Origin of the sequence: Streptomyces griseoruber, assembly GCF_001514205.1 — a bacterium.
In the GTDB taxonomy this organism is placed as follows: domain Bacteria; phylum Actinomycetota; class Actinomycetes; order Streptomycetales; family Streptomycetaceae; genus Streptomyces; species Streptomyces griseoruber.
The window spans coordinates 164,613-186,832 of the sequence record NZ_KQ948770.1; the positions used below are offsets into that span (position 1 = coordinate 164,613).

Annotated in this window: 17 protein-coding genes; 6 read left to right on the forward strand and 11 right to left on the reverse strand. The window is 70.9% G+C overall.

Annotated elements, in window-relative coordinates:
- The first annotated feature begins 87 nt into the window (after window positions 1-87).
- Window positions 88-975, forward strand: a complete 888-nt coding sequence (locus AQJ64_RS21375; protein WP_206189630.1) for a Cof-type HAD-IIB family hydrolase — start codon at window positions 88-90, stop codon at window positions 973-975.
- A gap of 14 nt (window positions 976-989) precedes the next feature.
- Here AQJ64_RS21375 and AQJ64_RS21380 read toward each other — a convergent pair whose 3' ends face one another.
- The 5 genes from AQJ64_RS21380 to hisC all read right to left on the reverse strand — a co-directional run bounded on the left by AQJ64_RS21380 (window position 990) and on the right by hisC (window position 9,436).
- Window positions 990-2,051, reverse strand: a complete 1,062-nt coding sequence (locus AQJ64_RS21380) for a M23 family metallopeptidase (RefSeq protein WP_055632254.1) — start codon at window positions 2,049-2,051, stop codon at window positions 990-992.
- Window positions 2,052-2,128: 77 nt separating this feature from the next.
- Window positions 2,129-5,629 carry a thiol reductant ABC exporter subunit CydD gene (gene cydD, locus AQJ64_RS21385; RefSeq protein WP_055632255.1) on the reverse strand — a complete coding sequence of 1,167 codons (3,501 nt, stop codon included), beginning with the start codon at window positions 5,627-5,629 and terminating at the stop codon, window positions 2,129-2,131.
- A 12-nt stretch (window positions 5,630-5,641) separates the two neighbouring features.
- Entirely contained in the window at window positions 5,642-6,649 is a 1,008-nt protein-coding gene (gene cydB / locus AQJ64_RS21390; protein WP_055632256.1) for a cytochrome d ubiquinol oxidase subunit II, read from the reverse strand.
- A gap of 20 nt (window positions 6,650-6,669) precedes the next feature.
- Window positions 6,670-8,178: a cytochrome ubiquinol oxidase subunit I gene (locus AQJ64_RS21395; RefSeq protein WP_055632257.1), complete on the reverse strand. Its 1,509-nt coding sequence runs from the start codon at window positions 8,176-8,178 to the stop codon at window positions 6,670-6,672.
- A gap of 178 nt (window positions 8,179-8,356) precedes the next feature.
- A complete protein-coding gene (gene hisC / locus AQJ64_RS21400) occupies window positions 8,357-9,436 on the reverse strand; it encodes a histidinol-phosphate transaminase (RefSeq protein WP_055632258.1) in 1,080 nt (359 codons plus the stop codon).
- A 452-nt stretch (window positions 9,437-9,888) separates the two neighbouring features.
- Between hisC and AQJ64_RS21405 the strand changes: the two genes are divergently transcribed.
- The 3 genes from AQJ64_RS21405 (at window position 9,889) to AQJ64_RS21415 (ending at window position 13,698) form a co-directional block, all read left to right on the forward strand.
- Window positions 9,889-11,001: a LacI family DNA-binding transcriptional regulator gene (locus AQJ64_RS21405; protein WP_055632259.1), complete on the forward strand. Its 1,113-nt coding sequence runs from the start codon at window positions 9,889-9,891 to the stop codon at window positions 10,999-11,001.
- Window positions 11,002-11,527: 526 nt separating this feature from the next.
- Window positions 11,528-12,610, forward strand: coding sequence for a metallophosphoesterase (locus tag AQJ64_RS21410; protein ID WP_055632260.1), 1,083 nt, complete (start codon window positions 11,528-11,530; stop codon window positions 12,608-12,610).
- Window positions 12,611-12,819: 209 nt separating this feature from the next.
- Complete coding sequence (locus AQJ64_RS21415) at window positions 12,820-13,698, forward strand: hypothetical protein (RefSeq protein ID WP_059202879.1); 879 nt, start codon at window positions 12,820-12,822, stop codon at window positions 13,696-13,698.
- Between the two features lie 142 nt (window positions 13,699-13,840).
- On the opposite strand, the gene AQJ64_RS21420 is transcribed toward AQJ64_RS21415, so the two are convergent.
- Both AQJ64_RS21420 and thiC read right to left on the reverse strand, forming a co-directional pair.
- Window positions 13,841-15,376 (reverse strand): VWA domain-containing protein, encoded by a 1,536-nt coding sequence (locus AQJ64_RS21420; RefSeq protein ID WP_059202880.1) that lies wholly within the window; start codon window positions 15,374-15,376, stop codon window positions 13,841-13,843.
- A gap of 147 nt (window positions 15,377-15,523) precedes the next feature.
- Complete coding sequence (thiC, locus tag AQJ64_RS21425; RefSeq protein ID WP_055636413.1) at window positions 15,524-17,350, reverse strand: phosphomethylpyrimidine synthase ThiC; 1,827 nt, start codon at window positions 17,348-17,350, stop codon at window positions 15,524-15,526.
- A gap of 252 nt (window positions 17,351-17,602) precedes the next feature.
- Here thiC and AQJ64_RS21435 point away from each other — a divergent pair, with 252 nt between their 5' ends.
- Window positions 17,603-19,360, forward strand: a complete 1,758-nt coding sequence (locus tag AQJ64_RS21435; protein ID WP_079061826.1) for a YibE/F family protein — start codon at window positions 17,603-17,605, stop codon at window positions 19,358-19,360.
- A gap of 103 nt (window positions 19,361-19,463) precedes the next feature.
- Here the strand turns inward: AQJ64_RS21435 and AQJ64_RS21440 are convergent, their stop codons facing one another.
- From AQJ64_RS21440 to AQJ64_RS21455, 4 genes are all read right to left on the reverse strand, one after another.
- Window positions 19,464-19,910, reverse strand: a complete 447-nt coding sequence (locus AQJ64_RS21440; RefSeq protein WP_059202881.1) for an SsgA family sporulation/cell division regulator — start codon at window positions 19,908-19,910, stop codon at window positions 19,464-19,466.
- A 100-nt stretch (window positions 19,911-20,010) separates the two neighbouring features.
- Window positions 20,011-20,772, reverse strand: a complete 762-nt coding sequence (locus AQJ64_RS21445) for an IclR family transcriptional regulator (protein ID WP_206189846.1) — start codon at window positions 20,770-20,772, stop codon at window positions 20,011-20,013.
- A 320-nt stretch (window positions 20,773-21,092) separates the two neighbouring features.
- Window positions 21,093-21,305 carry a DUF5326 family protein gene (locus tag AQJ64_RS21450; RefSeq protein ID WP_055635822.1) on the reverse strand — a complete coding sequence of 71 codons (213 nt, stop codon included), beginning with the start codon at window positions 21,303-21,305 and terminating at the stop codon, window positions 21,093-21,095.
- A 155-nt stretch (window positions 21,306-21,460) separates the two neighbouring features.
- Window positions 21,461-21,778, reverse strand: coding sequence for a cupin domain-containing protein (locus tag AQJ64_RS21455; RefSeq protein ID WP_055635821.1), 318 nt, complete (start codon window positions 21,776-21,778; stop codon window positions 21,461-21,463).
- A 58-nt stretch (window positions 21,779-21,836) separates the two neighbouring features.
- Here AQJ64_RS21455 and AQJ64_RS21460 point away from each other — a divergent pair, with 58 nt between their 5' ends.
- Complete coding sequence (locus AQJ64_RS21460) at window positions 21,837-22,214, forward strand: phage holin family protein (RefSeq protein WP_055635820.1); 378 nt, start codon at window positions 21,837-21,839, stop codon at window positions 22,212-22,214.
- Window positions 22,215-22,220 lie beyond the last annotated feature (6 nt).

The window sequence follows — 22,220 nt, forward strand, 5'->3', positions numbered from 1 at the left end:
GACGGCCGGTCATCGACCGCGAAGACCGGCCGCCCGAGCCCTTCCTGTGTCTCATGTGTGCGAGCTCTCGCACGGCCGTGCGGGCATATGCGCGAGAATGGCCGGGTGACCTCAGCGACTCGACAGCCCGAGAACCCGGCCCCCGCCCGCCCGCCGCGGCTGATCGCCACCGATCTCGACGGCACTCTGCTGCGCGACGACAAGTCGGTGTCGCCCCGCACGGTCGCCGCCCTCGCCGCCGCCGAGGAGGCGGGCATCGAGGTCTTCTTCGTCACCGGCCGCCCCGCCCGCTGGATGGACGTCGTCAGCGAGCACGTCCACGGACACGGCCTGGCGATCTGCGGCAACGGCGCCGCCGTCGTCGATCTGCACGGCGGCCCCGGCACCCACCGGTTCGTGAAGGTGCGCGGGCTGGAGCGGAACAACGCGCTGGACGCCGTACGGCTGCTGCGCGACGCGGCGCCCGGCACGATGTACGCGATCGAGCAGACGTACGGCTTCCACCAGGAGCCGGAGTACCCGAAGATGCACATGGAGGTCCCGGACCGCCTCGCGCCCGCCGAGGAGCTGCTGGCGCCGGACGGCCTCGCCGCCGGTGAACCGGTGCTGAAGATCCTCGCGTTCCACCCCACGCTCGACCCGGACGCCTTCCTCACCCTGGCCCGCCTGGCCATCGGGGACCGCGCCAACGTCACCCGGTCCAGCCCCAGCGCCCTGCTGGAGATCAGCGGCCCGGACGTCTCCAAGGCCAGCACGCTCGCCCTGTGCTGTGCCGAGCGCGGGATCTCGCACGAGGAGGTCGTCGCATTCGGGGACATGCCCAACGACGTCGAGATGCTGACCTGGGCGGGCCGCTCGTACGCCATGGGCAACGCGCATCCGGACGTGATCGCCGCCGCCTCCGGTCAGACGGTCGCCAACAACGAGGACGGGGTCGCCGTGGTCATCGAGCGGCTGATCGACGAGCGGCGGTAGACGGCCCGCGCCGCCTAGGCGACCGGCACACCGCGTTCCGCCAGCCACGGCACCGGGTCGATCGACGAGCCCAGCTCGGGTGTGACCCGTACCTCGAAGTGCAGATGCGGGCCGGTGGAGTTGCCGGAGGCGCCGGACTGGCCGATCCACTGCCCGGCCGTCACCCGCTCGCCCTGGTCGACCGTCACGGCGGCGAGATGGGCGTACTGGGTGCAGTAGCCGTCGGCCTGCCGGATCACCACCTGGATGCCGAACGCGCCCCCGCACGCCACCCGCACCACGCGCCCCGCGCCGACGGCCCGCACCGGCGTCCCGATCGGCACCGCGAAGTCCTGCCCGGTGTGCCGGTTCACCCAGCGGTCACCGCCGCTGCCGAAGCCCGCGGACAGGGTGTACGTCTCCACCGGGGTGACCCACTCGCCCGTGACCCGCGTGGGCGGCTGGTCGAGCCGTACGGCACCACGGCACGCGCCCGCGGCCACCGAGGCGTCCGCCTGCCCCTGCAACGCCCACCGCGCCTGCTCCAGCTTGTCCTCGATGCCCTTCTTCAGGTCGGCGAGCTCGACGCGTCTGCGCTCGACCTCCTGCCAGGCCTCGACGGCCCGCGCCTCGTCGGCGGCCAGCCGTGTCTCGGCCCGGCGGCTCTTCTCCATCGCGTTGCCGAGGGCCAGATGGGCCTGGGAGAACAGGTGCTGACCGCGCATCAGCCGCTCCGGATCGGCCGCCAGCAGCATCTGCGCGACGACCGGGAGCCCGCCCCCGGTGCGGTACTGGGCGCGGGCGATACGGCCCAGGTCCTCGCGCAGCACCGCGGTCTCCCGCCGTTCCCGGCCGAGGAGTTCCTCCAGCCGGCGGACCTCGACCTGCTTCGCCTCCGCCGCGTGCCGCCCCGTCTCGTAGCGCTGGGTGGCCGCGGCCGCGTCCTCGTACAGCCGCGCCACCCGCGTACTGAGCCCGGAGTCCGCGCCGGCCCCGTCACCGGGCTCCCCGCCGGCGGCCGTGGGGCGGGCCGTGAGCAGGGCCGCCCCGCACAACAGGGCCACGACGAACATGGAACGACGGCGAAGTGAGCGCATGTCAGCGATCGTGACCCGGCCGGCGGCCCCGGTCCTGTTGGCGTCGTACGCCCGGGGGACGCCTCACCCCTGATGGCTCAACCCGCCGGCTGTGCGCCCACCAGCAGGTCCGCCGCCGCCTCCCGCTCGACCATCGCGCGCAACGGTCCCTCCACGGCCGCGAGTTCCGCGTAGGTGCCGCGCTGCACGATCCGGCCCGCGTCGAGGACGACCACCTCGTCCACCACCGCGAGACCGGCCAGCCGGTGGGTGATGAGCAGGGTGGTACGGCCCTCGGTCGCGGCGAGCAGGTCCGCGGTGAGCGCGTCGGCGGTCGGCAGGTCGAGGTGCTCGGCGGGCTCGTCGAGCACCAGCACGGGGAAGTCGGCGAGCAGCGCGCGGGCCAGCGCCAGGCGCTGCCGCTGACCGCCGGAGAGCCGGGCCCCGTGCTCCCCGACGAGCGTGTCGAGCCCGTCGGGCAGTCCGTCCGCCCACTCCAGCAGCCGGGCCCGCGCCAGCGCGTCCCGCAACTCGTCCTCGCTCGCGCCCTTCCGCGCCAGCAGCAGGTTCTCGCGCACCGAGCTGTCGAAGAGATGCGCGTCCTGGGCGCACAGCCCGACCAGGCGGCGTACGTCGTCGCCGTCCAGGGCAGCGGCGTCCACCCCGCCGAGGGTGTACGAGCCCGCGCCGGCGTCCAGGAAGCGCAGCAGCACCTGGGCGAGGGTCGTCTTGCCGGAGCCGGAGGGCCCCACCACGGCGATCCTGTGCCCCTGCGCCAGCGTGAGGTCGACCCCGGCGAGCGCGTCCCGGTCCTGCCCCCCGTGGCGGGCGGTCAGCCCCCTGACGGCGAGCGGGAACGGCGCCGCGGGCGCCTGCCGGGGCCGCTCCGGCTCGCGCACCGGGTCGGGGGAGTCCAGCACCTCGTACACCCGCTCGGCGCTCCTGCGGACCCGCTGGCGGTACTGCACGGCGAGCGGCAGCCCCAGGACGGCCTCGAAGGCGGCCAGCGGGGTCAGGACGACCACCGCCATGGTCACGCCGTCCAGCCGCCCGGCGGCGACCGCCTGGGCGCCCACGAGCGCCGCGGCGGCCACGGTCAGTCCGGAGACGAGGGCGGTCAGCCCGTCGCCCAGGGCGGTGGCCGTGGCGGCCCGCGAGGCGATCCGGGTGAGCACGCCGTCGGCGGCCCGCACCTCGGCCCGGCGGGCGGGCAGGGCGCCCGCGACGGTCAGTTCGGCGGTGCCGGTCAGCAGGTCGGCGGTACGGGTGGCGAGCACACCCCGGGCGGGGGCGAGCCGGCGTTCGGCCCGGCCGGCCACCGCGCCGGTGACCAGCGGGACGCCCACCCCGGCCGCGAGCAGCCCGGCGGCGAGCACCGCGCCCGCCTCCGGCAGCAGCCACGCCGTGAACGCCACCGACCCGGCCGACACCACGGCGGCGGCAGCGGCGGGCAGCAGCCAGCGCAGCCAGTAGTCCTGGAGGGCGTCCACGTCGGCGACCAGCCGCGTCAGCAGATCGCCCCGGCGGGTCGTGCGCAGCCCGGCGGGCGCCAGCCGCTCCAGGCGCCGGAACACCGCGACCCGGGTGTCGGCGAGCATCCGCAGCACGGCGTCGTGCGACACGAGCCGCTCCGCGTACCGGAACACCGCCCGGCCGATGCCGAAGGCACGGGTCGCCGTCACCGCCACCATCAGGTACAGCACCGGCGGCTGCTGCGAGGCCCGCGAGATCAGCCACCCGGAGGTGGCCATCAGCCCGACGGCACTGCCGAGGGCCAGAGCGCCCAGCAGCAGCGCGAGAGCGAGCCGGCCACGGCGGGCACCCGCCATGCCCCGGACCCGGGCGAGCACCCTGTGCCGGGAGGCGACGGGGGTGGTCCCGGCGGCGGCCGGTGCGCCGGGGGCCTTCGCCGCCGGCGGAGTGGAGGCGGCCGTGGTCCCGGCGGCGGACCGTCGGGGGCCGGCGTCGGCCGGCTCCTCCAGCCGTACGACCCGGTCCGCCACGCCCAGCAGCGCCGGCCGGTGGACGACCAGGAGGACCGTCCGGCCGGCCGCCAGCCGCCGTACGGCCGTCACGATCTCCGCCTCGGTCCCGCCGTCGAGCGCGGCCGTCGGCTCGTCGAGCAGGAGGACGGGCCGGTCGGCGAGGAAGGCACGGGCCAGGGCGAGGCGCTGGCGCTGGCCCGCGGACAGGCCGCCACCGTCCTCGCCCAGGACGGTGTCGAGGCCCTCGGGCAGCGCGGCCGTGAAGTCCAGCGCCCCCGCGTCCGCCAGCGCCCGCCGTACGGCGGCCTCGTCGGCGTCGGGACGCGCCAGCCGTACGTTCTCCGCGATCGTCCCGGCGTACAGGTGCGGGCGCTGCGGCACCCAGGCGATCCGTGACCGCCACTGCTCCAGGTCGAGGTCGGCGAGGTCGGCTCCCCCGATCCGCACCCGGCCCCCGGTGGGCCGCACGAAGCCCAGCAGGGCGTGCAGCAGGGTCGACTTGCCCGCGCCGCTCGGGCCGACCAGCGCGACGGTCTCCCCCGGTGCGACGGTGAACGACACGTCGGAGAGGGCGTCGGCCGCGCGGCCCGGGTAGCGGACCGTCACGCCCTCGAAGGCCAGCGGGCCCTCCGGGACCTCCCTCGTGCCGGAGGCCGGGACCGGCGTCTCCAGCACGGCGAAGATCTCCTCGGCGGCCGCCAGCCCCTCGGCGGCCGCGTGGTACTGCGCGCCGACCTGCCGCAGCGGCAGATACGCCTCGGGTGCGAGGACCAGGATGACCAGGCCGATGTACAGGTCCATCTCGCCGTGCACGAGCCGCATGCCGATCGTCACGGCGACCAGGGCCACCGAGAGGGTCGACAGCAGCTCCAGCGCGAAGGACGAGATGAAGGCGATCCGCAGCGTCCGCATGGTCGCCCGGCGGTACTCGCCGGTGATCCGCCGGATGGACTCGGCCTGTGCCCTGGCCCGCCCGAACACCTTCAGCGTGGGCAGTCCCGCGACCACGTCCAGGAAATGCCCGGACAGCCGTGACAGCAGCCGCCACTGACGGTCCATCCGCGACTGGGTGGCCCAGCCGATCAGCACCATGAAGACCGGGATCAGCGGGAGGGTGGCGACGACGATGGCCGCCGACACCCAGTCCTCGGTGACGATCCTCGTCAGCACCGCGACCGGCACGACCACCGCGAGCCCCAACTGGGGGAGGTAGCGCGCGAAGTAGTCGTCGAGGGCGTCGACTCCCCGGGTGGCCAGGGCGACCAGGGAGCCGGTGCGCTGTCCGCCCAGCCAGCCGGGACCGAGGGCGGTGGCCCGCTCCAGGAGCCGCCCCCGCAGCTCCGACTTCACCGCCGCGCTCGCCCGGTGGGCGGCGAGTTCGGTGAGCCAGGAGACCAGGGCACGGCCGACCGCGACCGCCGCCAACAGCAGCAGGGGAGTGCGGAGTCCGGAGACGCTCAGCCCGTGCTGGAACGCCCCGACCACCACTTCGGCGATGAGCATCGCCTGGGCGATGACCAGGAGCGCGCCGAGGGCGCCCAGGCCGACCACGGCCATCAGGAAGTACCGGGTGGCCCGGGCGTGGCGGAGGAGACGCGGATCGATTGGTTTCACGTGAAACACACCTCAGTGGGCGGCATCGGCGGCGATGTGCTGTGTACCGATCCGCTTGCGGAAGACCCAGTAGGTCCAGCTCTGGTAGAGCAGGACGAGCGGGGTGGCGATCCCCGCGCACCAGGTCATGATCTTCAAGGTGTACGGGCTCGACGAGGCGTTGGTGACCGTGAGACTCCAGTCCTCGTTCAGGCTGGACGGCATGACGTTCGGGAAGAGCGTCAGGAAGAGCATGGCCACGGCCGCCACGATGGTGACGCCGGAGAAGGCGAACGACCAGCCCTCGCGCCCGGCCTGGTTGGCCACGAGCGCCGCGACCAGGGCGGCGACCGCGACGACCAGCGCGACCAGGCTCTTGGCGTCACCGCTGTCGACCTGGGTCCACAGCAGGAAGACCAGCGCGACCACAGCCGTGACGAGACCGACGTACAGCGCCAGCTTCCGGGCCCGCTCCCGGATCTCGCCGACGGTCTTGAGGGCCGTGAAGACCGCCCCGTGGAAGGTGAACAGCGTCAGGGTCACCAGACCGCCGAGGAGCGCGTACGGGTTGAGCAGGTCCCAGACCGTCCCGACGTACTCGAAGTGCCGGTCGATCTTCACGCCGTGCACGATGTTGCCGAAGGCCACACCCCACAGGAACGCCGGGAGCAGCGAGGTCCAGAAGATCGCGGTCTCCCAGTTGCGCTGCCAGTTCTCCTCCGGCCGCTTCGCCCGGTACTCGAAGGCGACGCCCCGGACGATCAGGCAGACCAGGATGAGCAGCAGGGGCAGGTAGAAGCCGGAGAAGAGCGTGGCGTACCACTCGGGGAAGGCGGCGAAGGTCGCGCCGCCGGCCGTGAGCAGCCACACCTCGTTGCCGTCCCAGACGGGGCCGATGGTGTTGATCAGCACCCGCTTCTCGGGCCGGTTCCGGGCCAGCAGCCTGGTGAGGATGCCGACTCCGAAGTCGAAGCCCTCCAGGAAGAAGTAGCCGGTCCACAGGACGGCGATCAGGACGAACCAGACGTCGTGCAGTTCCATGACTGTGCAGCTCCCTCGGCCTAGTAGGAGAAGGCCATCGGCTTGTCGGCGTCACGGGAGTCGCCGCCGATCTTCGTGGGCGGGTTCAGGTCGGCCTCGGTGAGCTCGGGCGGACCGGCTTTCACGTACTTCAGCAGGAGCTTGACCTCGACGACGGCGAGGACGGCGTACAGGGCCGTGAAGACGATCATCGAGGTGAGGACCTCTGCCTGGGAGACCCCGGGGGAGACCGCGTCGCGGGTCTGGAGGACGCCGTAGACGACCCAGGGCTGGCGGCCCATCTCGGTGAAGATCCAGCCCCAGGAGTTGGCGATCAGCGGGAAGCCGAGGGTCCAGATCGCGACCAGCCAGTACAGCTTGGAGAGCCGGGGGCTCAGGGCCTTGTTCCGGAAGAGGACCAGGTGTGGCACCTCGTCGTCGCCGACCCTCAGATGCTGCGGGAGCAGGAACTTCTTGCGGGTGAGCCAGAGTCCGGCGAGGCCGATGGCGAAGGAGGCCATGCCGAAACCGATCATCCAGCGGAAACCCCAGTAGGCGACGGGGATGTTGGGCCGGTAGTCGCCGGGGCCGTACTTCTCCTGCTCGGCCTTGTTGACGTCGTTGATGCCGGGGACGTGCGAGGTGAAGTCGTCGTTCGCGAGGAAGGAGAGCAGGCCGGGGATCTCTATGGCGACCTTGTTGTGCCCCTTCTCGACGTCGCCGTAGGCGAAGACCGAGAACGGCGCGGGCGCCTCACCGTCCCACAGCGCCTCGGCGGCGGCCATCTTCATCGGCTGCTGCTTGAACATCACCTTGCCGAGGACGTCGCCGCTGATCGCGGTGAGCAGTCCGGCGATGACCACGGTGACCAGGCCCAGTCGCAGCGAGGTCTTCATCACGGTGACGTGCTTCTTGCGGAAGAGGTGGAAGGCGGCGATGCCGACCATGAAGGCGCCACCGGTCAGGAAGGCCGCCGACAGGGTGTGGAACACCTGGCTGAGCGCGGTGTTCTGGGTCAGTACGGCCCAGAAGTCGGTCAGCTCGGCCCGGCCCTTCTCCTTGTTGATCCGGTAGCCGACCGGGTGCTGCATCCAGGAGTTGGCCGCGAGGATGAAGTAGGCCGACAGGATCGTGCCGATCGAGACCATCCAGATGCAGGCCAGGTGGATCTTCTTCGGCAGCCTGTCCCAGCCGAAGATCCACAGCCCGATGAAGGTGGACTCGAAGAAGAACGCGATCAGGGCCTCGAAGGCCAGCGGGGCGCCGAAGACATCGCCGACGAAGCGCGAGTAGTCGGACCAGTTCATGCCGAACTGGAACTCCTGCACGATGCCGGTGACGACACCCATCGCGATGTTGATCAGGAAGAGCTTGCCCCAGAACTTGGTCGCCCTGAGGTACTTCTCCTTCTCCGTGCGCACCCAGGCGGTCTGGAGTCCCGCGGTGAGCGCCGCGAGGGAGATGGTCAGGGGAACGAACAGGAAGTGGTAGACGGTCGTGATGCCGAACTGCCAGCGCGCCAGGGTCTCCGGTGCCAAAGCCAGGTCCACGTCGCCGCTCCTTACCTCACAGGCTTGTGGAACATACGCTCAGCGAGCGCTTGTGAAAGCGTTCACATTCACAAGCTAGTATGACAAACACCTTGGGGGCAAGAGTGAGGGGGTCCCTCTTACCGCCGGGAACCCCCTCACCCCTACCACTGACCAGCACAGACGCACGGTCGGCTCGCTACAGCCCCTTGCGGAATCCCTCCGCCGCCTTCAGGAAGATGTCGTTCGCCTCGACCTCACCCACGGTCACCCGGACGCCCTCCCCGGGGAACGGCCGGACCACGACCCCGCGCCGCTCGCACTCCGCCGCGAACGCCGCCGTGCGCTCCCCCAGCCGCAGCCACACGAAGTTGGCCTGGCTCTCGGGCACCGTCCAGCCCTGGGCGCGCAACCCCTCGACCACCCGGGCGCGCTCGCCCACCAGCGAGCCGACCCGGCCGAACAGCGCGTCCTCGGCGCGCAGCGAGGCGACCGCCGCCTCCTGCGCCAGCTGGCTCACCCCGAACGGCACCGCCGTCTTGCGCAGCGCCTGGGCCACCGGCTCGTGCGCGATCGCGAAGCCCACCCGCAGACCGGCGAGACCGTAGGCCTTCGAGAACGTCCGCAGAACGCAGACGTTCGGCCGGTTCCGGTACAGCTCGACGCCGTCCGGCACCTCGGGGTCGCGGATGAACTCCCGGTAGGCCTCGTCGAGGACGACCAGCACATCGCCCGGCACCCGGTCGAGGAACCGTTCCAGCTCGGCCCGGCGGACGACCGTGCCGGTGGGGTTGTTGGGGTTGCAGACGAAGATCAGCCGGGTCCGGTCGGTGATCGCGTCGGCCATCGCGTCCAGGTCGTGCACGTCCCCCTCGGTGAGCGGCACCTGCACCGCGGTCGCCCCGCTGATCCGGGTGATGATCGGGTACGCCTCGAAGGAGCGCCAGGCGTAGATCACCTCGTCGCCGGGGCCCGCCGTCGACTGGACCAACTGCTGGGCGACGCCGACCGAGCCGGTGCCGGTGGCGATGTGGGAGGCGGGCACACCGAAGCAGCCGGAGATCTCGTCCACCAGGGCCGTGCACGCCAGGTCCGGGTAGCGGTTGAAGGTGGCGGCGGCGGCCGTCACGGCCTCCATCACCCCGGGCAGCGGCGGGTAGGGGTTCTCGTTGGAGGACAGCTTGTAGGCCACGGGACCGCCGGCCGCGGCGGGCTTGCCCGGCTTGTAGGTGGGAATCCCCTCCAGCTCGGCACGCAGCTTGGGGCTCGTCTCGCTCACCGCAGTCCTCCTCGTGACCACCACCGGCTCCCGGCTTCAATACTGCTCACCTTATGAGGATTCGGGTCGGCTGCGAACAGCCGCGGACCGACCTCGTGCGTCACCGCGGACCGACCTCGTACGTCACCGAGGACCGACCTCGTACGTCACACCGGCATCAGAGGCATCACCGTACGAAGGCGTACGAACCGGGGGCGCGCCATACATATATCTACGCGCCGGTGGCTCACGCCGTGGCGCGCATCCCTCGTGCAGGTGAGTTGAGACCTCTTCGAAACATCGGTGCGTTGGCAGGCTCATCCGTGCCAACACGTCACGTCTTGGGATGTGAACGCTCAACTGACTTGCTTTCTAAGGTATTTGACGGCTGACGACCTTGCAGAAACGTGCCTGTCAACGCGTGCATATGCGTCCGCCCTACCCCACCGGATGAGCCCTACTATCGGCTCGCCATGACAGCAGCAGGGAAGCACCAGGTGAGCCGCGCGGAAACCTCACGCCGAGGCAACCGGCCGGGCCGGGCGGGCATCAGGGACGTGGCCGCCGCCGCCGGAGTCTCCATCACGACCGTCTCCGACGCCCTCAACGGCAAGGGCAGGCTCCCCGACGCCACCCGACGCCATGTCCGCGAGGTCGCCGACCGACTGGGCTACCGCCCCTCGGCCGCGGCCCGAACCCTCCGTACCGGCAAGTCGGGCCTCATCGGTCTGACCGTGACGACGTACGGGGATGAACCTTTCACCTTCACCGAGTTCGCGTACTTCGCGGAGATGGCGCGCGCCGCCACCTCGGCCGCGCTCGCCCGCGGCTACGCGCTCGTCATCCTCCCCGCGACCTCGCGCCACGACGTGTGGTCGAACGTCGCCCTGGACGGCACGGTCGTCATCGACCCGTCCGACCAGGATCCGGTGGTCAGCGAGCTCGTGCGCCAGGGTTTACCGGTGGTCTCCGACGGCCGCCCGGTCGGCTCGCTGCCGGTGACCGCCTGGGTCGACAACGACCACGAGGCCGCCGTGCTCGACATCCTCGACCACCTGGCCGACGCCGGCGCCCGCCGCATCGGCCTGCTGACGGGGACCACGACGGACACGTACACGCATCTGTCCACCACGGCGTATCTGCGCTGGTGCGAGCGGGTCGGGCAGGATCCGGTGTACGAGGCCTACCCCGCCCACGATCCGTGCGCGGGCGCCGTCGCCGCCGACCGGCTGCTCGCCCGCCCGGACCGCCCCGACGCGGTCTACGGGCTGTTCGACCCCAACGGCACCGATCTGCTCGCCGCCGCCCGCCGCTACGGGCTGCGGGTGCCGGAGGACCTGCTGCTGGTGTGCTGCAGCGAGTCCACGGTGTACGCCAGCACCGAGCCGCCCATCACCACGCTCTCCCTGAAGCCCCGCCGCATCGGCACGGCGGTGGTCCAGCTCCTCATCGACGCGATCGAGGGCGCGGACGGTGACACGCCGGTCGAACAGGTGATACCGACCGAACTGATCATCCGTACCTCTTCTCAGCGACGTCCGCCCCGGACGACGGTCAGTCCGCCCCGGACACCGGAGAAGGGGTAGCGGTTGCCCGAGTCGCCCGAGTTGCCCGACAGGGGTGACCGGCTTCCGGCGTCCGGCGCGGACGCGGGAAGGTGTCGGCAGGAGGCCTCGGCGCGTGCGCGGGAGGCCCCGGCTGGGGCGCGGAGGAGGCAGCAGGGGGCCGGCGGACGGTGCGGCGGGGGGCGCGTTCGTCGCACCACCTGGCGGGCGTGTGCGCAGCCGCCGGCGCCCTCGGCGTGCGCCCCGCCTCCCGTGTCCGTACGGCCGGGCCGTCCGGCCCTCCGGGGTCGCCCCGGGAAACCGGTCCCGCGCCCCCTCGGCGGGGCCCGGCGCGTATGAGTGCGGTGTGCGCCGGGTGTGTACCGGCTGCCGAAGCCCGGCCCAATCGGGGCGAAAGCGGCGATGAACTGGACCCTTGCTCCGATTCACCACCCCTGGGTCATCACACGGCTCGATCCGCATTCCTATGATGGGCGCACGGCACCGCGGGCGGCTTCGACCAAGCAGCCCGCAGGGTGCAGCTGCGGCGCGATGGTGGAGGGGTCTCATGACTCAGGGGGCCGGTCAGGGACCGGAGGCGGAGCGGACGGCGACGTTGCGCGACTTCCGGGTGCCCGCTTACGTGCACGAGACCGGTCCGTACGACCAGAGCACGCATCCGGGCAACGTCACGCCGCCCTTGGAGGACGCCGTGGAGCATCCGGAGGGCTACACGCCCACACAGCGCGACCTGCCGGTCATCAAACGCGGCGACACCCTCCAGGTGCCCGTGGACCCGGCGCCCGCCCCCGCACCGCACCCCTCGGCCGGCCCGGGGCCCCTGTTCGTCGTCGGCGACGTGCACGGCTACCTCGACGAGCTGCTGGCCGCGCTCCAGGAGAAGGGCCTGATCGACACGGCCGGCAACTGGTGCGCGGGCACCGCCCGGCTGTGGTTCCTCGGCGACTTCACCGACCGCGGCCCGGACGGGATCGGCGTCATCGACCTCGTCATGCGGCTGTCCGCCGAGGCCGCGGCCGCCGGCGGCTACTGCAAGGCCCTCATGGGCAATCACGAGCTGCTCCTGCTCGGCGCCAAGCGGTTCGGCGACACCCCCGTCAACTCCGGCGCGGGCACCGCCACCTTCCAGGCGGCCTGGCTGCTCAACGGCGGCCAGAAGAACGACATGGACCGCCTCCAGGACCACCACCTGCAGTGGATGGCCCGGCTCGACGCCGTCGAGGAGGTCGACGGCCATCTCCTCGTCCACTCCGACACCACCGCCTACCTCGACTACGGCGACTCGATCGAGGCGGTCAACGACACCGTCCGCGAGACGATCACCCGCAACGACGCGGACGAGGTGTGGGATCTCTTCCGTAAGTTCACCAAGCGCTTCTCCTTCCGGGACGAAGGTGGAGCCGACGCCGTCCGTTCCCTGCTCGATACGTACGGCGGTACCCGGATCGTTCACGGACACAGCCCGATCCCTTATCTGCTGGGCGAAGTCGGTTCCGAGGAGGACGAGGAGGGCGACGGCCCGCACGTCGAGGGACCGCACGTCTACGCCGACGGACTGGCCATCGCGATGGACGGCGGCGTGACGATGGCCGGAAAGCTGCTGGTCCAGCAACTGCCGCTGGACGGCTGAACGTTCGGGGGCGGATGGCCAAGCGCTCGCTCGGCGGGCGTGCCGTGAAGCGGTCGGCGACGGTGCAGGTCGGCGGCCAATTTCGGCAAACCCCCTGTCACCGCAGGGCGTCGCCGCTCTACCATCGGCTTATCCGTAGCAGGCTCCCCTCCGTTTCTGCCCGACGGCTCGTTGGCATGCGAGCCCCAAGCCCTACGGAGCATCGGGGGATGCACATGAACAGCGTTCCGCAGCACCTGCACAGTGAGGACCGCCAGGAGTACGAGCGGGTCCTCGACGAGGCGCTGCGCTCCGCACCACACCACCCGGAACCGGTCGCTGTGGGACAGCGGCTCAATCCCGAACAGCTGCGCACCATGGCGCTCAACGCCTCCGCGCTCATCACGGCGGCCGCGGCGACCGAGTACCAGCACTACATAAAGGTCCGCGAGGAACTGCGTCACCCGGCGCCGTCCACCCCTTCGTCCCCACACGAGTCCGGTTCGGGGGAGCCGGGCGCGGGCGCGGTGGGGCTCGCGACCACCATGGGCGACGCGGCGCAGGTCGCCGAGGCCGCCGGAGCGGGTGCCGTGGCCGTCGCCGCCGTGCTCACCCCGGTCCTCGCCGGCACCGCCGCGCTGATCTTCCTGCTGGTCGGCTACCTCCTGCGGGCGGTCGACCCCGACCGGACGGCCGCCCACGCCATGCTCAACGTCGGATGGGCGTTCGGAGCGATCGCCGCCCTGGCGATCCTCGTCGCCACCGTCGGGCTGCTGCTCACCGCCCTGCGCAACCGTCCGTCCCTGGAGGCGGGAGCGTACGGCGAACGGAACGACGAGGTCGAGCGGGCGAAGGACGCCTGGCGGGAGGCTCTGCTGGAGCGGGGCATCCTGCCGTTCCTGCGGGAGGCCCTCGCCAATCCGAGCACGGCGGTCCTGCACCCCGAACCGGCCCCGCCCGCCCCCACCGGCCGCCTGCCGAAGATCGGATACGACCGTCCGGGCTTCACCAGCCCCGACGACGGCCCCGCGGCGGGCCCGCGCCCGAGCTTCACGAGCCCGGACTACACGAGCCCGGACTTCGGCGGCCCGGAGCACCAGCCGGAATAACCACTCGGCTTGCGCCCCCGCATACCTGGGGTCGGGGAGCGCAAGCCGATCGGTGGGGTGTTGTGGTGTGGGGTGGTGCGGGGTGTTCGGGTGTGGGGTGTTCGGGTGCGGGGTGCCGCGGTGGCTGGTGTCTTACGGCGGCTCAGAGGATGCCGGCGTGTCCGGCCGCCGTGATCCAGGACGGGAACTCCGACAGCAGCCGGTCGTAGAGCTCCTGGTCCGGTACGGCGCTGATGTCGTCCACGGCGAAGAAGCCGACGTTGTCGACGCGTCGGCCGGGGAGCGTGTCGAACCGCTCCAGAACGCCGTAGTTGGACCGGCCGAGCCCCACGAACTGCCAGAAGACCGGCTCCTCGACCGCCGCGCGCAGCTCCTGCTCGATCGCCGCGTCGCGGTAGACCCCTCCGTCGGAGAAGAACAGCACGAGCGTGGGCAGGGGCGTGGGATTCTCCCGCACATACGCCCTGACCTCGGCGATCGCCTTCTGCTCCTCGTTCTGGATGCCGACCGTCCGCATGTCCACCTGCCCGGGCTCCAGCCCTTTGCGGGGCTTCCTGCCGCGGCGGAACAGGCTGATCTCACCCACACGGACATGCAGCCGCAGCCACTCGGGGAGTTCGGCCAGGCGGAGATCGGGGAGCCGGGCGGGATTGCTGGCGAACGTCCAGGCCTGCATCTCGCCGTCGTCGTCGAGCTGCGCCGCCACCGCGGCCATGCGCTCCACGACGTCCGCCACCACACCGCGCGAGTACAGGAACGCCATGGATCCGGAGGCGTCCAGCACCAGCAGGATCCGCGCCCGGACACCGGCGGCCCCCCGCTTGCTCAGACTGACGGCGACCTGCTCCTTGCGCAGGGAGAGCCGCTTGCGCATGTCCACGGGGAGCTGGTCCTCGCCCTTGATCAGGCGGGGGGTGGGGGGTGTGGGGGGTGTGGGGGCGGTGGCCGGGACGGCGGCCGGGACGGGTGAGGTGGGTGAGGTGGGCGGTGTTGAGGCGGGCGGTGTTGAGGCGGGCTGGGCGGGGGCCGGCGGGGCGGTCCGGGCCGGCGGGGCGGTCCGGGCCGACGGGGCGGTCCGGGCCGACGGGGCGGTCCGGGCCGACGGGGCGGTCCGGGCCGACGGGGCGGTCCGGGTGGGCGGTGGCTCCTCGTCGACCGTGATGCCGAAGTCGGTGGCCAGTCCGGCGAGTCCGGAGGCGTACCCCTGGCCGATGGCGCGGAACTTCCAGCGCCCCTCGCGCAGATACAGCTCGCCGCAGAGGAACGCGGTCTCCGTCTCGGCCCGCATCTCGAAGCGGGCCAGTTCGGACCGCCCGTCCGGGCCGAGCAGCCGTAGCGTGAGCCCGGCCACCTGCCCGAAGGTGCCGCCGTCGGCCGACGCCCCCAGCACCACCCGCGTGACGGCGCTCTCCAGCGCGCCGAGGTCCACCTGGACCGTGTCGGTCATGACCCCGTCGGCCCGCTGTTTGCCGAGGTGGGTGACGGCGCCGGACGCATGACGCGGCTGGTTGTAGAAGACGAAGTCACCGTCGTCCCGCACGCGTCCGGCACCGGTCAGCAGCAGTGCGGAGGCGTCGATGTCCGGCCCTCCGGTCCCCTCGGACCAGCTGAGCTCCGCCCGGACGGCGGAGGAGTCGACCGGCACGTTCGCGCCCTTGCTCATGGATCGCGCGTTCATGGACTCAGTCAAGCACCTGAGACGCCGTCCACGGCTCCCGTCTTGAACCGTCCCAACCACTGCCGCACTCTTCGACCATGGACCTGACGGCGGCTGCCGCCCCCGGGGTGGGGTCCACCGGCACCGGACCCCACCTCAGACAACCGATCAGTCCGCGATCGGCAGATACACCCGGTTCCCGCCGGCCGCGAATTCCTTCGACTTCTGCAGCATCCCCTCCGCGACCTCCTCCTGCGAGGCTCCCGCGGCCGCGGCACCGCCGAACCGCTCGGTGATGCTTTGGCTGATCTTCATCGAGCAGAACTTCGGCCCGCACATCGAGCAGAAGTGGGCGGTCTTGGCCGGCTCGGCGGGGAGGGTCTCGTCGTGGAACTCGCGGGCCGTGTCCGGGTCGAGGGCCAGGTTGAACTGGTCCTCCCAGCGGAACTCGAAGCGGGCGTCGGACAGTGCGTCGTCCCACTCCTGGGCTCCGGGGTGGCCCTTGGCGAGGTCGGCCGCATGGGCGGCGATCTTGTAGGTGATGACACCGGTCTTGACGTCGTCGCGGTTGGGCAGGCCCAGATGTTCCTTGGGCGTGACGTAGCAGAGCATGGCCGTGCCCCACCAGGCGATCATCGCGGCGCCGATGCCGGAGGTGATGTGGTCGTACGCCGGAGCGACGTCCGTCGTCAGCGGGCCGAGCGTATAGAACGGAGCTTCATCGCAGATCTCCTGCTGAAGGTCGATGTTCTCCTTGATCTTGTGCATCGGGACATGTCCCGGGCCCTCGATCATGGTCTGTACGTGGAAACGCTTGGCGATCGTGTTGAGTTCCCCGAGCGTGCGCAACTCCGCGAACTGCGCCTCGTCGTTGGCGTCCGCGATGGAGCCGGGCCGCAGACCGTCGCCCAGCGAGTACGTGACGTCGTAGGCGGCGAGGATCTCGCAGAGTTCCTCGAAGTTCTCGTACAGGAACGACTCCTTGTGGTGCGCCAGGCACCAGGCCGCCATGATCGAGCCGCCGCGCGAGACGATGCCGGTCTTGCGGTTGGCGGTGAGCGGGACATACGCGAGGCGCACGCCCGCGTGGACCGTCATGTAGTCCACGCCCTGCTCGGCCTGCTCGACGACGGTGTCCTTGTAGATCTCCCAGGTCAGTTCCTCGGCCCTGCCGTCGACCTTCTCCAGCGCCTGGTACAGCGGCACCGTGCCGATGGGGACGGGAGAGTTGCGCAGCACCCACTCGCGGGTGGTGTGGATGTTGCGGCCGGTGGAGAGGTCCATGACCGTGTCGGCGCCCCAGCGGGTCGCCCAGGTCATCTTCTCGACCTCCTCCTCGATGGAGGAGGTCACCGCCGAGTTGCCGATATTGGCGTTGACCTTCACCAGGAACCTCTTGCCGATGATCATCGGCTCGATCTCCGGGTGGTTGACATTGGCCGGCAGCACCGCGCGCCCCGCAGCGATCTCCTCGCGCACCACCTCCGGGGAAACGTTCTCCCTGAGGGCCACGAACTCCATCTCGGGCGTGATCTCGCCCCTGCGGGCGTACGCGAGCTGGGTGACCGCCCTGCCGTCCCGGCTCCGGCGCGGCAGCCGGGGACGGCCCGGGAACACCGCGTCGAGATTGCGCAGTCCACCGCGCGGCGAGGTGTGCTTGATGCCGTCGTCCTCGGGCCGGACCGGCCGGCCCGCGTACTCCTCGGTGTCACCGCGGGCGATGATCCAGTTCTCCCGCAGCGGCGCCAGGCCCCTGCGTACGTCGGTGTCGGCGAGCGGATCGGTGTACGGCCCGGAGGTGTCGTACAGCGTGACCGACTTCCCGTTGGTGAGGTGCACCTGTCGGACCGGCACACGCAGGTCGGGGCGAGCGCCCTCGATGTACCCCTTGTGCCAGCCGATGGACGTCCCGCTCTTCTCGCTGCTCCCGCCGGCCGCGTCTGTGTCGGCCGCGTTCTGCGCGAAGGCAGGCGTGCGTGCGTCCTTGTTGGTCATGAGACCTACTCCCTACGCCGGCATTACCCGGTAACAGGTTCGGCGGTCGACGCAGCGGCTACCGTCTGCCGACGTTTCATGTGAAACATCACTCGCTCTGGTGACGTTCCACGTGAAACATCGCGAAGACGGAGGTCAGCGCCCTCTCAGCCCGGTGCTCCGAGCTCCCGCGTGTGCAAAGGTGGCTCCACGCTAGCGTTATTTGTGGCGCGGTGAACAGTGCGCCTCTGCCGTTCTTGCGATGATCTGGCGGTGACCACGACACACCAGCCCCCGTATCCGCCCGGCGAGCCGCCTCGCAGGCCCGGCGCCGGTGGTGGCCCTGGAAACGGTCCGGGACCCGGCCGTGGCCCTGGTCCCAGACCCGCGAACGCTCCGCAGGGCGGCCCCACCGCCCAAGGGCGCGAGGACGAACGCGACTTCAGTTTCGGCGGTGGGTTCGACCGCGGTCACGAGGTCGGGCATGGCTACGGGCAGCACCCGGGGGCCCATCCCGGGCCCGGGCACGGCGGGCCCGGGCACCTTGGGCACCCCGGGCACGAGCACGGCCATGGTGCCGGACACGCCCCGGGGCATGGGCAGGGACCTGGTTCAGGTGCCGGTGGAGACCATGGGCACGGCTCCGAGGACGGTCACACCGGCGGACAGGGCACCGGTTCCGGAGGCGGGCACGGGCATGGGCACAGCCACAGCCATGGTCCGGCCGCCCCTGTCTCCAAGCATCTGCGCAAGGTCATCGGAGCCGTCCTCATCCCCTTCGCCGCGGCGGTGCTGGTCGGGCTGGTGGTGCTGTGGCCCGGCGGCGCCCCGGCGCACCAGCGCACCGGCGTCGGCTTCGACCGGCAGACGCAGCACGCCACGGTGACCAAGGTCGTCAAGGTGAGCTGCCAGTCGGTGAACGCCTCCGGGGGCACCCCGACCGGTGACACCTCCACCGCCGAGGGCTCCTCCGCGGTGCAGCAGGCGAACAGCACCTGCAAGAAGGCCACGATCCGCGTGGACACCGGCGACGACCAGGGCCGTACGTTCACCGAGATCGTCCAGCCGGACCAGTCACGGCAGTTGGAGCAGGGCGAGAAGGTCGTGGTCGCCTACGAGCCCTCGGCTCCGAAGGACCTGCAGTACTCGGTCACCGATGTGAACCGCCGGATCCCGATGACGGTGCTGGCCGTCATCTTCGCGGTCGCCGTCGTGGTCGTCGGGCGGCTGCGCGGTGTCATGGCGCTGGTGGCGCTCGCCGCGAGCTTCCTGATCCTGAACTTCTTCATCCTGCCCGCGATACTTCAGGGCTCGAACCCACTGCTCGTGGCCGTGGTGGGGTCCAGCGCCATCATGCTGATCGCCCTGTATCTGTGTCACGGGCTGTCCGCCCGTACGTCCGTCGCCGTGCTCGGCACCCTCATCTCGCTGATGCTGATCGGCTTCCTCGGCTCCTGGTTCGTCGACTGGGCCGCGCTCACCGGCAACACGGACGACAACACCGGCCTGATCCACGGTCTGTACCCGTCCATCGACATGAGCGGTCTGCTGCTCGCCGGCATCATCATCGGCTCACTCGGTGTGCTCGACGACGTGACGGTCACCCAGACGTCCGCGGTCTGGGAGCTGCACGAGGCGAACCCGGCGATGGGCTGGCGCGGGCTGTACCGGGCCGGTATCCGGATCGGTCGCGACCACATCGCGTCCGTGGTGAACACGCTCGTCCTCGCCTACGCCGGTGCCGCCCTGCCGTTGCTGCTGCTCTTCTCGATCGCGCAGAGCAGCGTCGGCACGGTCGCCAACAGCGAGCTGGTCGCCGAGGAGATCGTGCGCACGCTCGTGGGCTCGATCGGTCTGGTGGCGTCGGTGCCGGTCACGACGGCCCTCGCGGCACTCGTGGTCGCCGCCGACCGCCCGGAACCGGGCACGGCGGCCGTGGCCGCACCGGTGCCGGAGATGGCTCCGGCAGGCGCGCCGGCGGCAGGTCCCGGCCAGCCCCGTGGCGGCCGGGGGAGACGGCGCAAGCACTGACGACAGGGGGGCGGGCGCCCGGAAGCGCCCGCCCCCCTGAAGAAGCGTTCCTGCATGGCCCCACCCCCCTGGCGAAGCGTTACGCCAGCGTCGGCCGGGACGGTCAGCCGGTGCTCTGCTCCTCCGCCAGGATCCGGTCCAGCGCCTCGTCGAGATGGGCGTCGAAGTCGGCGAGCGCACCCTCCTGGCCCAGCGGGACCAGCTTGTCGGTGCGGTCCAGGAAGGCCACCAGAGGAGCCGCCGAGGACCGGAACAGCGCCTGGTCACCGCCCACCTGAAGCCGGATCAGGACCTCGCCGAGCACATCGGGGTCCACCGGCGAGACCCGGACGTCCCCCTCCCCGCACGGCCTGCCCACCCCGTCGATGAGCAGCTCCCGCCCGAACGCCCAGGTCACCGGCGCGTCACCGGGAAGGTGGAAGGTGAGCCGTACGGCATAGGGATCGCGCGACTCATAGCCCAGTTCCACCGGGATGCGGAACGAGAGCTCCTCGGACACGAGAAAGCTCATCATGACTTCTGCCTGAACTGCCTGTACGGACTCGCGCATCGCGTTACCCCGTCATTTGCCGTCGAATGGCCGGTAATCAACCCCTGACACTGCACCGCATCTTGCTGAACGTACACAACAGATCACAAGGAGTGAGTTTTCACATACTGATAGAGATCGCGATTGACCCCAACTTGCTCCCGATCTCGCTCTGCAACCGCCGTGCCGCCGGAAGCAGCCGATCGGCCTGCCGGGCGGGCAGGGAGATGGCCATCGTCGCCACCGTGGCGCCCACGGTGATCGGAACCGCGGCGCACACCGTGCCCAATGCGTATTCCTGCCTCTCCACGACCGGTTCCATGCGTCGGGTCCGCTCCAGACGTCGCAGCAGGGTCTGGTCGTCACGCACGGTGTACGGGGTGATCGACTGCACGGGGTGGCGGTCCAGGTGATCGCGGCGGGCGATCTCGTCCATCTGGGACAGCAGACACTGGCCGATGGCGTGCGCATGCGCGGTCTCGCGGAAGTCGGCCCACTCCTGCACCGCCGGATTAGCGGGGGTGTCGGAGACACACATGATCTCGATCTCGCCGTCGCGGTATCGGGCGTAGTACACGGGGACACCGATCGAATCACGCCACTCGGCGAGGGTGTCGGCGACCGTGCTGCGACGTTTCTGCGCCGCTCCACTGCTGGCCAGCCGCTCGGCCGCCTCACCGAGGAAGAACAGGCCCTTGTCCCGGCGCAGATAGCCCTCGTGCACAAGGGTGCGCAACAGGTGGTAGGCCGTGGGGAGCGCGAGGCCGGTCTCCCGGGCCAGTTGCTTGGCCGGAGCACCGCACGGGTGCTCGGCGACGGACTCCAGCAGTCGCATCGCACGCTGCACGGAGCCGATCAGCGTCATGGCGGGGTTCGGCTGCATCGTCGTGGGACGGGGCTGCTCGGGGAGTCCCGTGCCCGAAGGGCGCTGGAGCGGGGGCGCGGGGGGGCGTGGGGCGGGGGGTGCGTGTGGTTCCGGGGAGGCGGTGTCGACCAGGGCCAAGGGGTCACTCCCGAAGCGCGAGGGGGCGGCCCGTGCGGGGAGACACGGGAGGGGGGTGTACGCCGCTCGCGGGGGTCTTCCCCGCGTCGAGTTCCGGACTTTAACCGCCCGCCACCGTCCGGGAACCGGCCCTGCCCGAAACTTCCCCCGGCCGAGGGAACAGGTGAATCCTGTTACCGCTCAGCGGTCTCCCGCGCCGCTCACCAGTCGCTGCGCGAGGAGGAACCCGCCATGAACTTCCGTACGACGTAGACCAGTCCGCCGACCAGGGCCACGAAGATCAGCACCTTGAACAGGAGCCAGACCAGGAAGCCCACGACGCTGGCTATCAGGCCGCCGAAGACGACCAGGGCGATGACCGGCACCGCCACCCACTTCACCCACCACGGCAGTCCCGCGAAGATCTCTCGCATCGCCTTCGTCCTTGTCCTCGACCGGCCCGAACTCCTGTGAGTCCGGATGCTTCCGGTGTCCTGCCGTCGATGCTAGGTCCGCGAAGGGGGCCGGCGGGGGCCCGGCGCCCCTTGTCCTCCCCTGATCGATCCCCTAGGGAACCCGGAGACCCGGGTCAGGCCTCGGGCGGAGAGAACACCACCAGAACCCGCAGGTCCTCGCTGATGTGGTGGAACTTGTGGGCGACCCCGGCCGGGACGTACACCACGCTGCCGCGCGCGACCTGGGTGGTCTCCAGCCCGACGGTGATCGAGGCCCGACCACTGACGACGAAGTACACCTCGTCCTGGTTGTGCGGGTTCTGTGGATCGTGTTCCCCGGCGTTGAGCGCGTACAGCCCCACGGACATGTTCCGCTCCCGCAGGAATTGCAGGTAGGCGCCGTCGTTGGAGGCTCGCTCCGCCTCCAGTTCGTCCAACCGGAATGCCTTCATCGTGTTCGTCCGCCCTCGCCCGGTGCCCGTTGCCGATCTCTCTGCCACGATCAGACACATGAAGAATTTCGTAGTCAAGACGATCGCCAACGCGGGCGCCCTGGCGGTCGCCGTCTGGGCGCTGTCCGGCATAACCCTGTCCGGTGACAACAAGGGCAAGGAGATCGTCACCCTCCTGGTCGTCGCCCTGCTCTTCGGCCTGGTGAACTTCCTGGTCAAGCCGATCGTGAAGGTGCTGACCTTCCCGCTGTTCATCCTGACCCTCGGTCTGATCACCCTGATCGTCAACGCCCTGATGCTGCTGCTGACCTCCTGGCTGGCCGGCGTGTTCGACCTGAGCTTCCACGTCGACGGTTTCTGGACCGCGGTCGGCGGCGGCCTGATCGTCTCCGTCGTCTCCTGGGCGCTCAACGTCGTCCTGCCCGACGGGGACTGAGCACGC

What these genes read in the sequence shown, in the direction of transcription:
- AQJ64_RS21410 (WP_055632260.1), top strand. Translation starts at nt 11,528, where the DNA reads ATGACTCAGGGGGCCGGTCAGGGACCGGAGGCGGAGCGGACGGCGACG.
- AQJ64_RS21455 (WP_055635821.1), bottom strand. Translation starts at nt 21,778, where the DNA reads ATGAAGGCATTCCGGTTGGACGAACTGGAGGCGGAGCGAGCCTCCAAC.
- AQJ64_RS21405 (WP_055632259.1), top strand. Translation starts at nt 9,889, where the DNA reads ATGACAGCAGCAGGGAAGCACCAGGTGAGCCGCGCGGAAACCTCACGC.
- AQJ64_RS21375 (WP_206189630.1), top strand. Translation starts at nt 88, where the DNA reads ATGCGCGAGAATGGCCGGGTGACCTCAGCGACTCGACAGCCCGAGAAC.
- cydB (WP_055632256.1), bottom strand. Translation starts at nt 6,649, where the DNA reads ATGGAACTGCACGACGTCTGGTTCGTCCTGATCGCCGTCCTGTGGACC.
- AQJ64_RS21450 (WP_055635822.1), bottom strand. Translation starts at nt 21,305, where the DNA reads ATGCGAGAGATCTTCGCGGGACTGCCGTGGTGGGTGAAGTGGGTGGCG.
- AQJ64_RS21415 (WP_059202879.1), top strand. Translation starts at nt 12,820, where the DNA reads ATGCACATGAACAGCGTTCCGCAGCACCTGCACAGTGAGGACCGCCAG.
- AQJ64_RS21445 (WP_206189846.1), bottom strand. Translation starts at nt 20,772, where the DNA reads ATGCAGCCGAACCCCGCCATGACGCTGATCGGCTCCGTGCAGCGTGCG.
- thiC (WP_055636413.1), bottom strand. Translation starts at nt 17,350, where the DNA reads ATGACCAACAAGGACGCACGCACGCCTGCCTTCGCGCAGAACGCGGCC.
- AQJ64_RS21380 (WP_055632254.1), bottom strand. Translation starts at nt 2,051, where the DNA reads ATGCGCTCACTTCGCCGTCGTTCCATGTTCGTCGTGGCCCTGTTGTGC.
- AQJ64_RS21420 (WP_059202880.1), bottom strand. Translation starts at nt 15,376, where the DNA reads ATGAACGCGCGATCCATGAGCAAGGGCGCGAACGTGCCGGTCGACTCC.
- AQJ64_RS21440 (WP_059202881.1), bottom strand. Translation starts at nt 19,910, where the DNA reads ATGCGCGAGTCCGTACAGGCAGTTCAGGCAGAAGTCATGATGAGCTTT.
- AQJ64_RS21460 (WP_055635820.1), top strand. Translation starts at nt 21,837, where the DNA reads ATGAAGAATTTCGTAGTCAAGACGATCGCCAACGCGGGCGCCCTGGCG.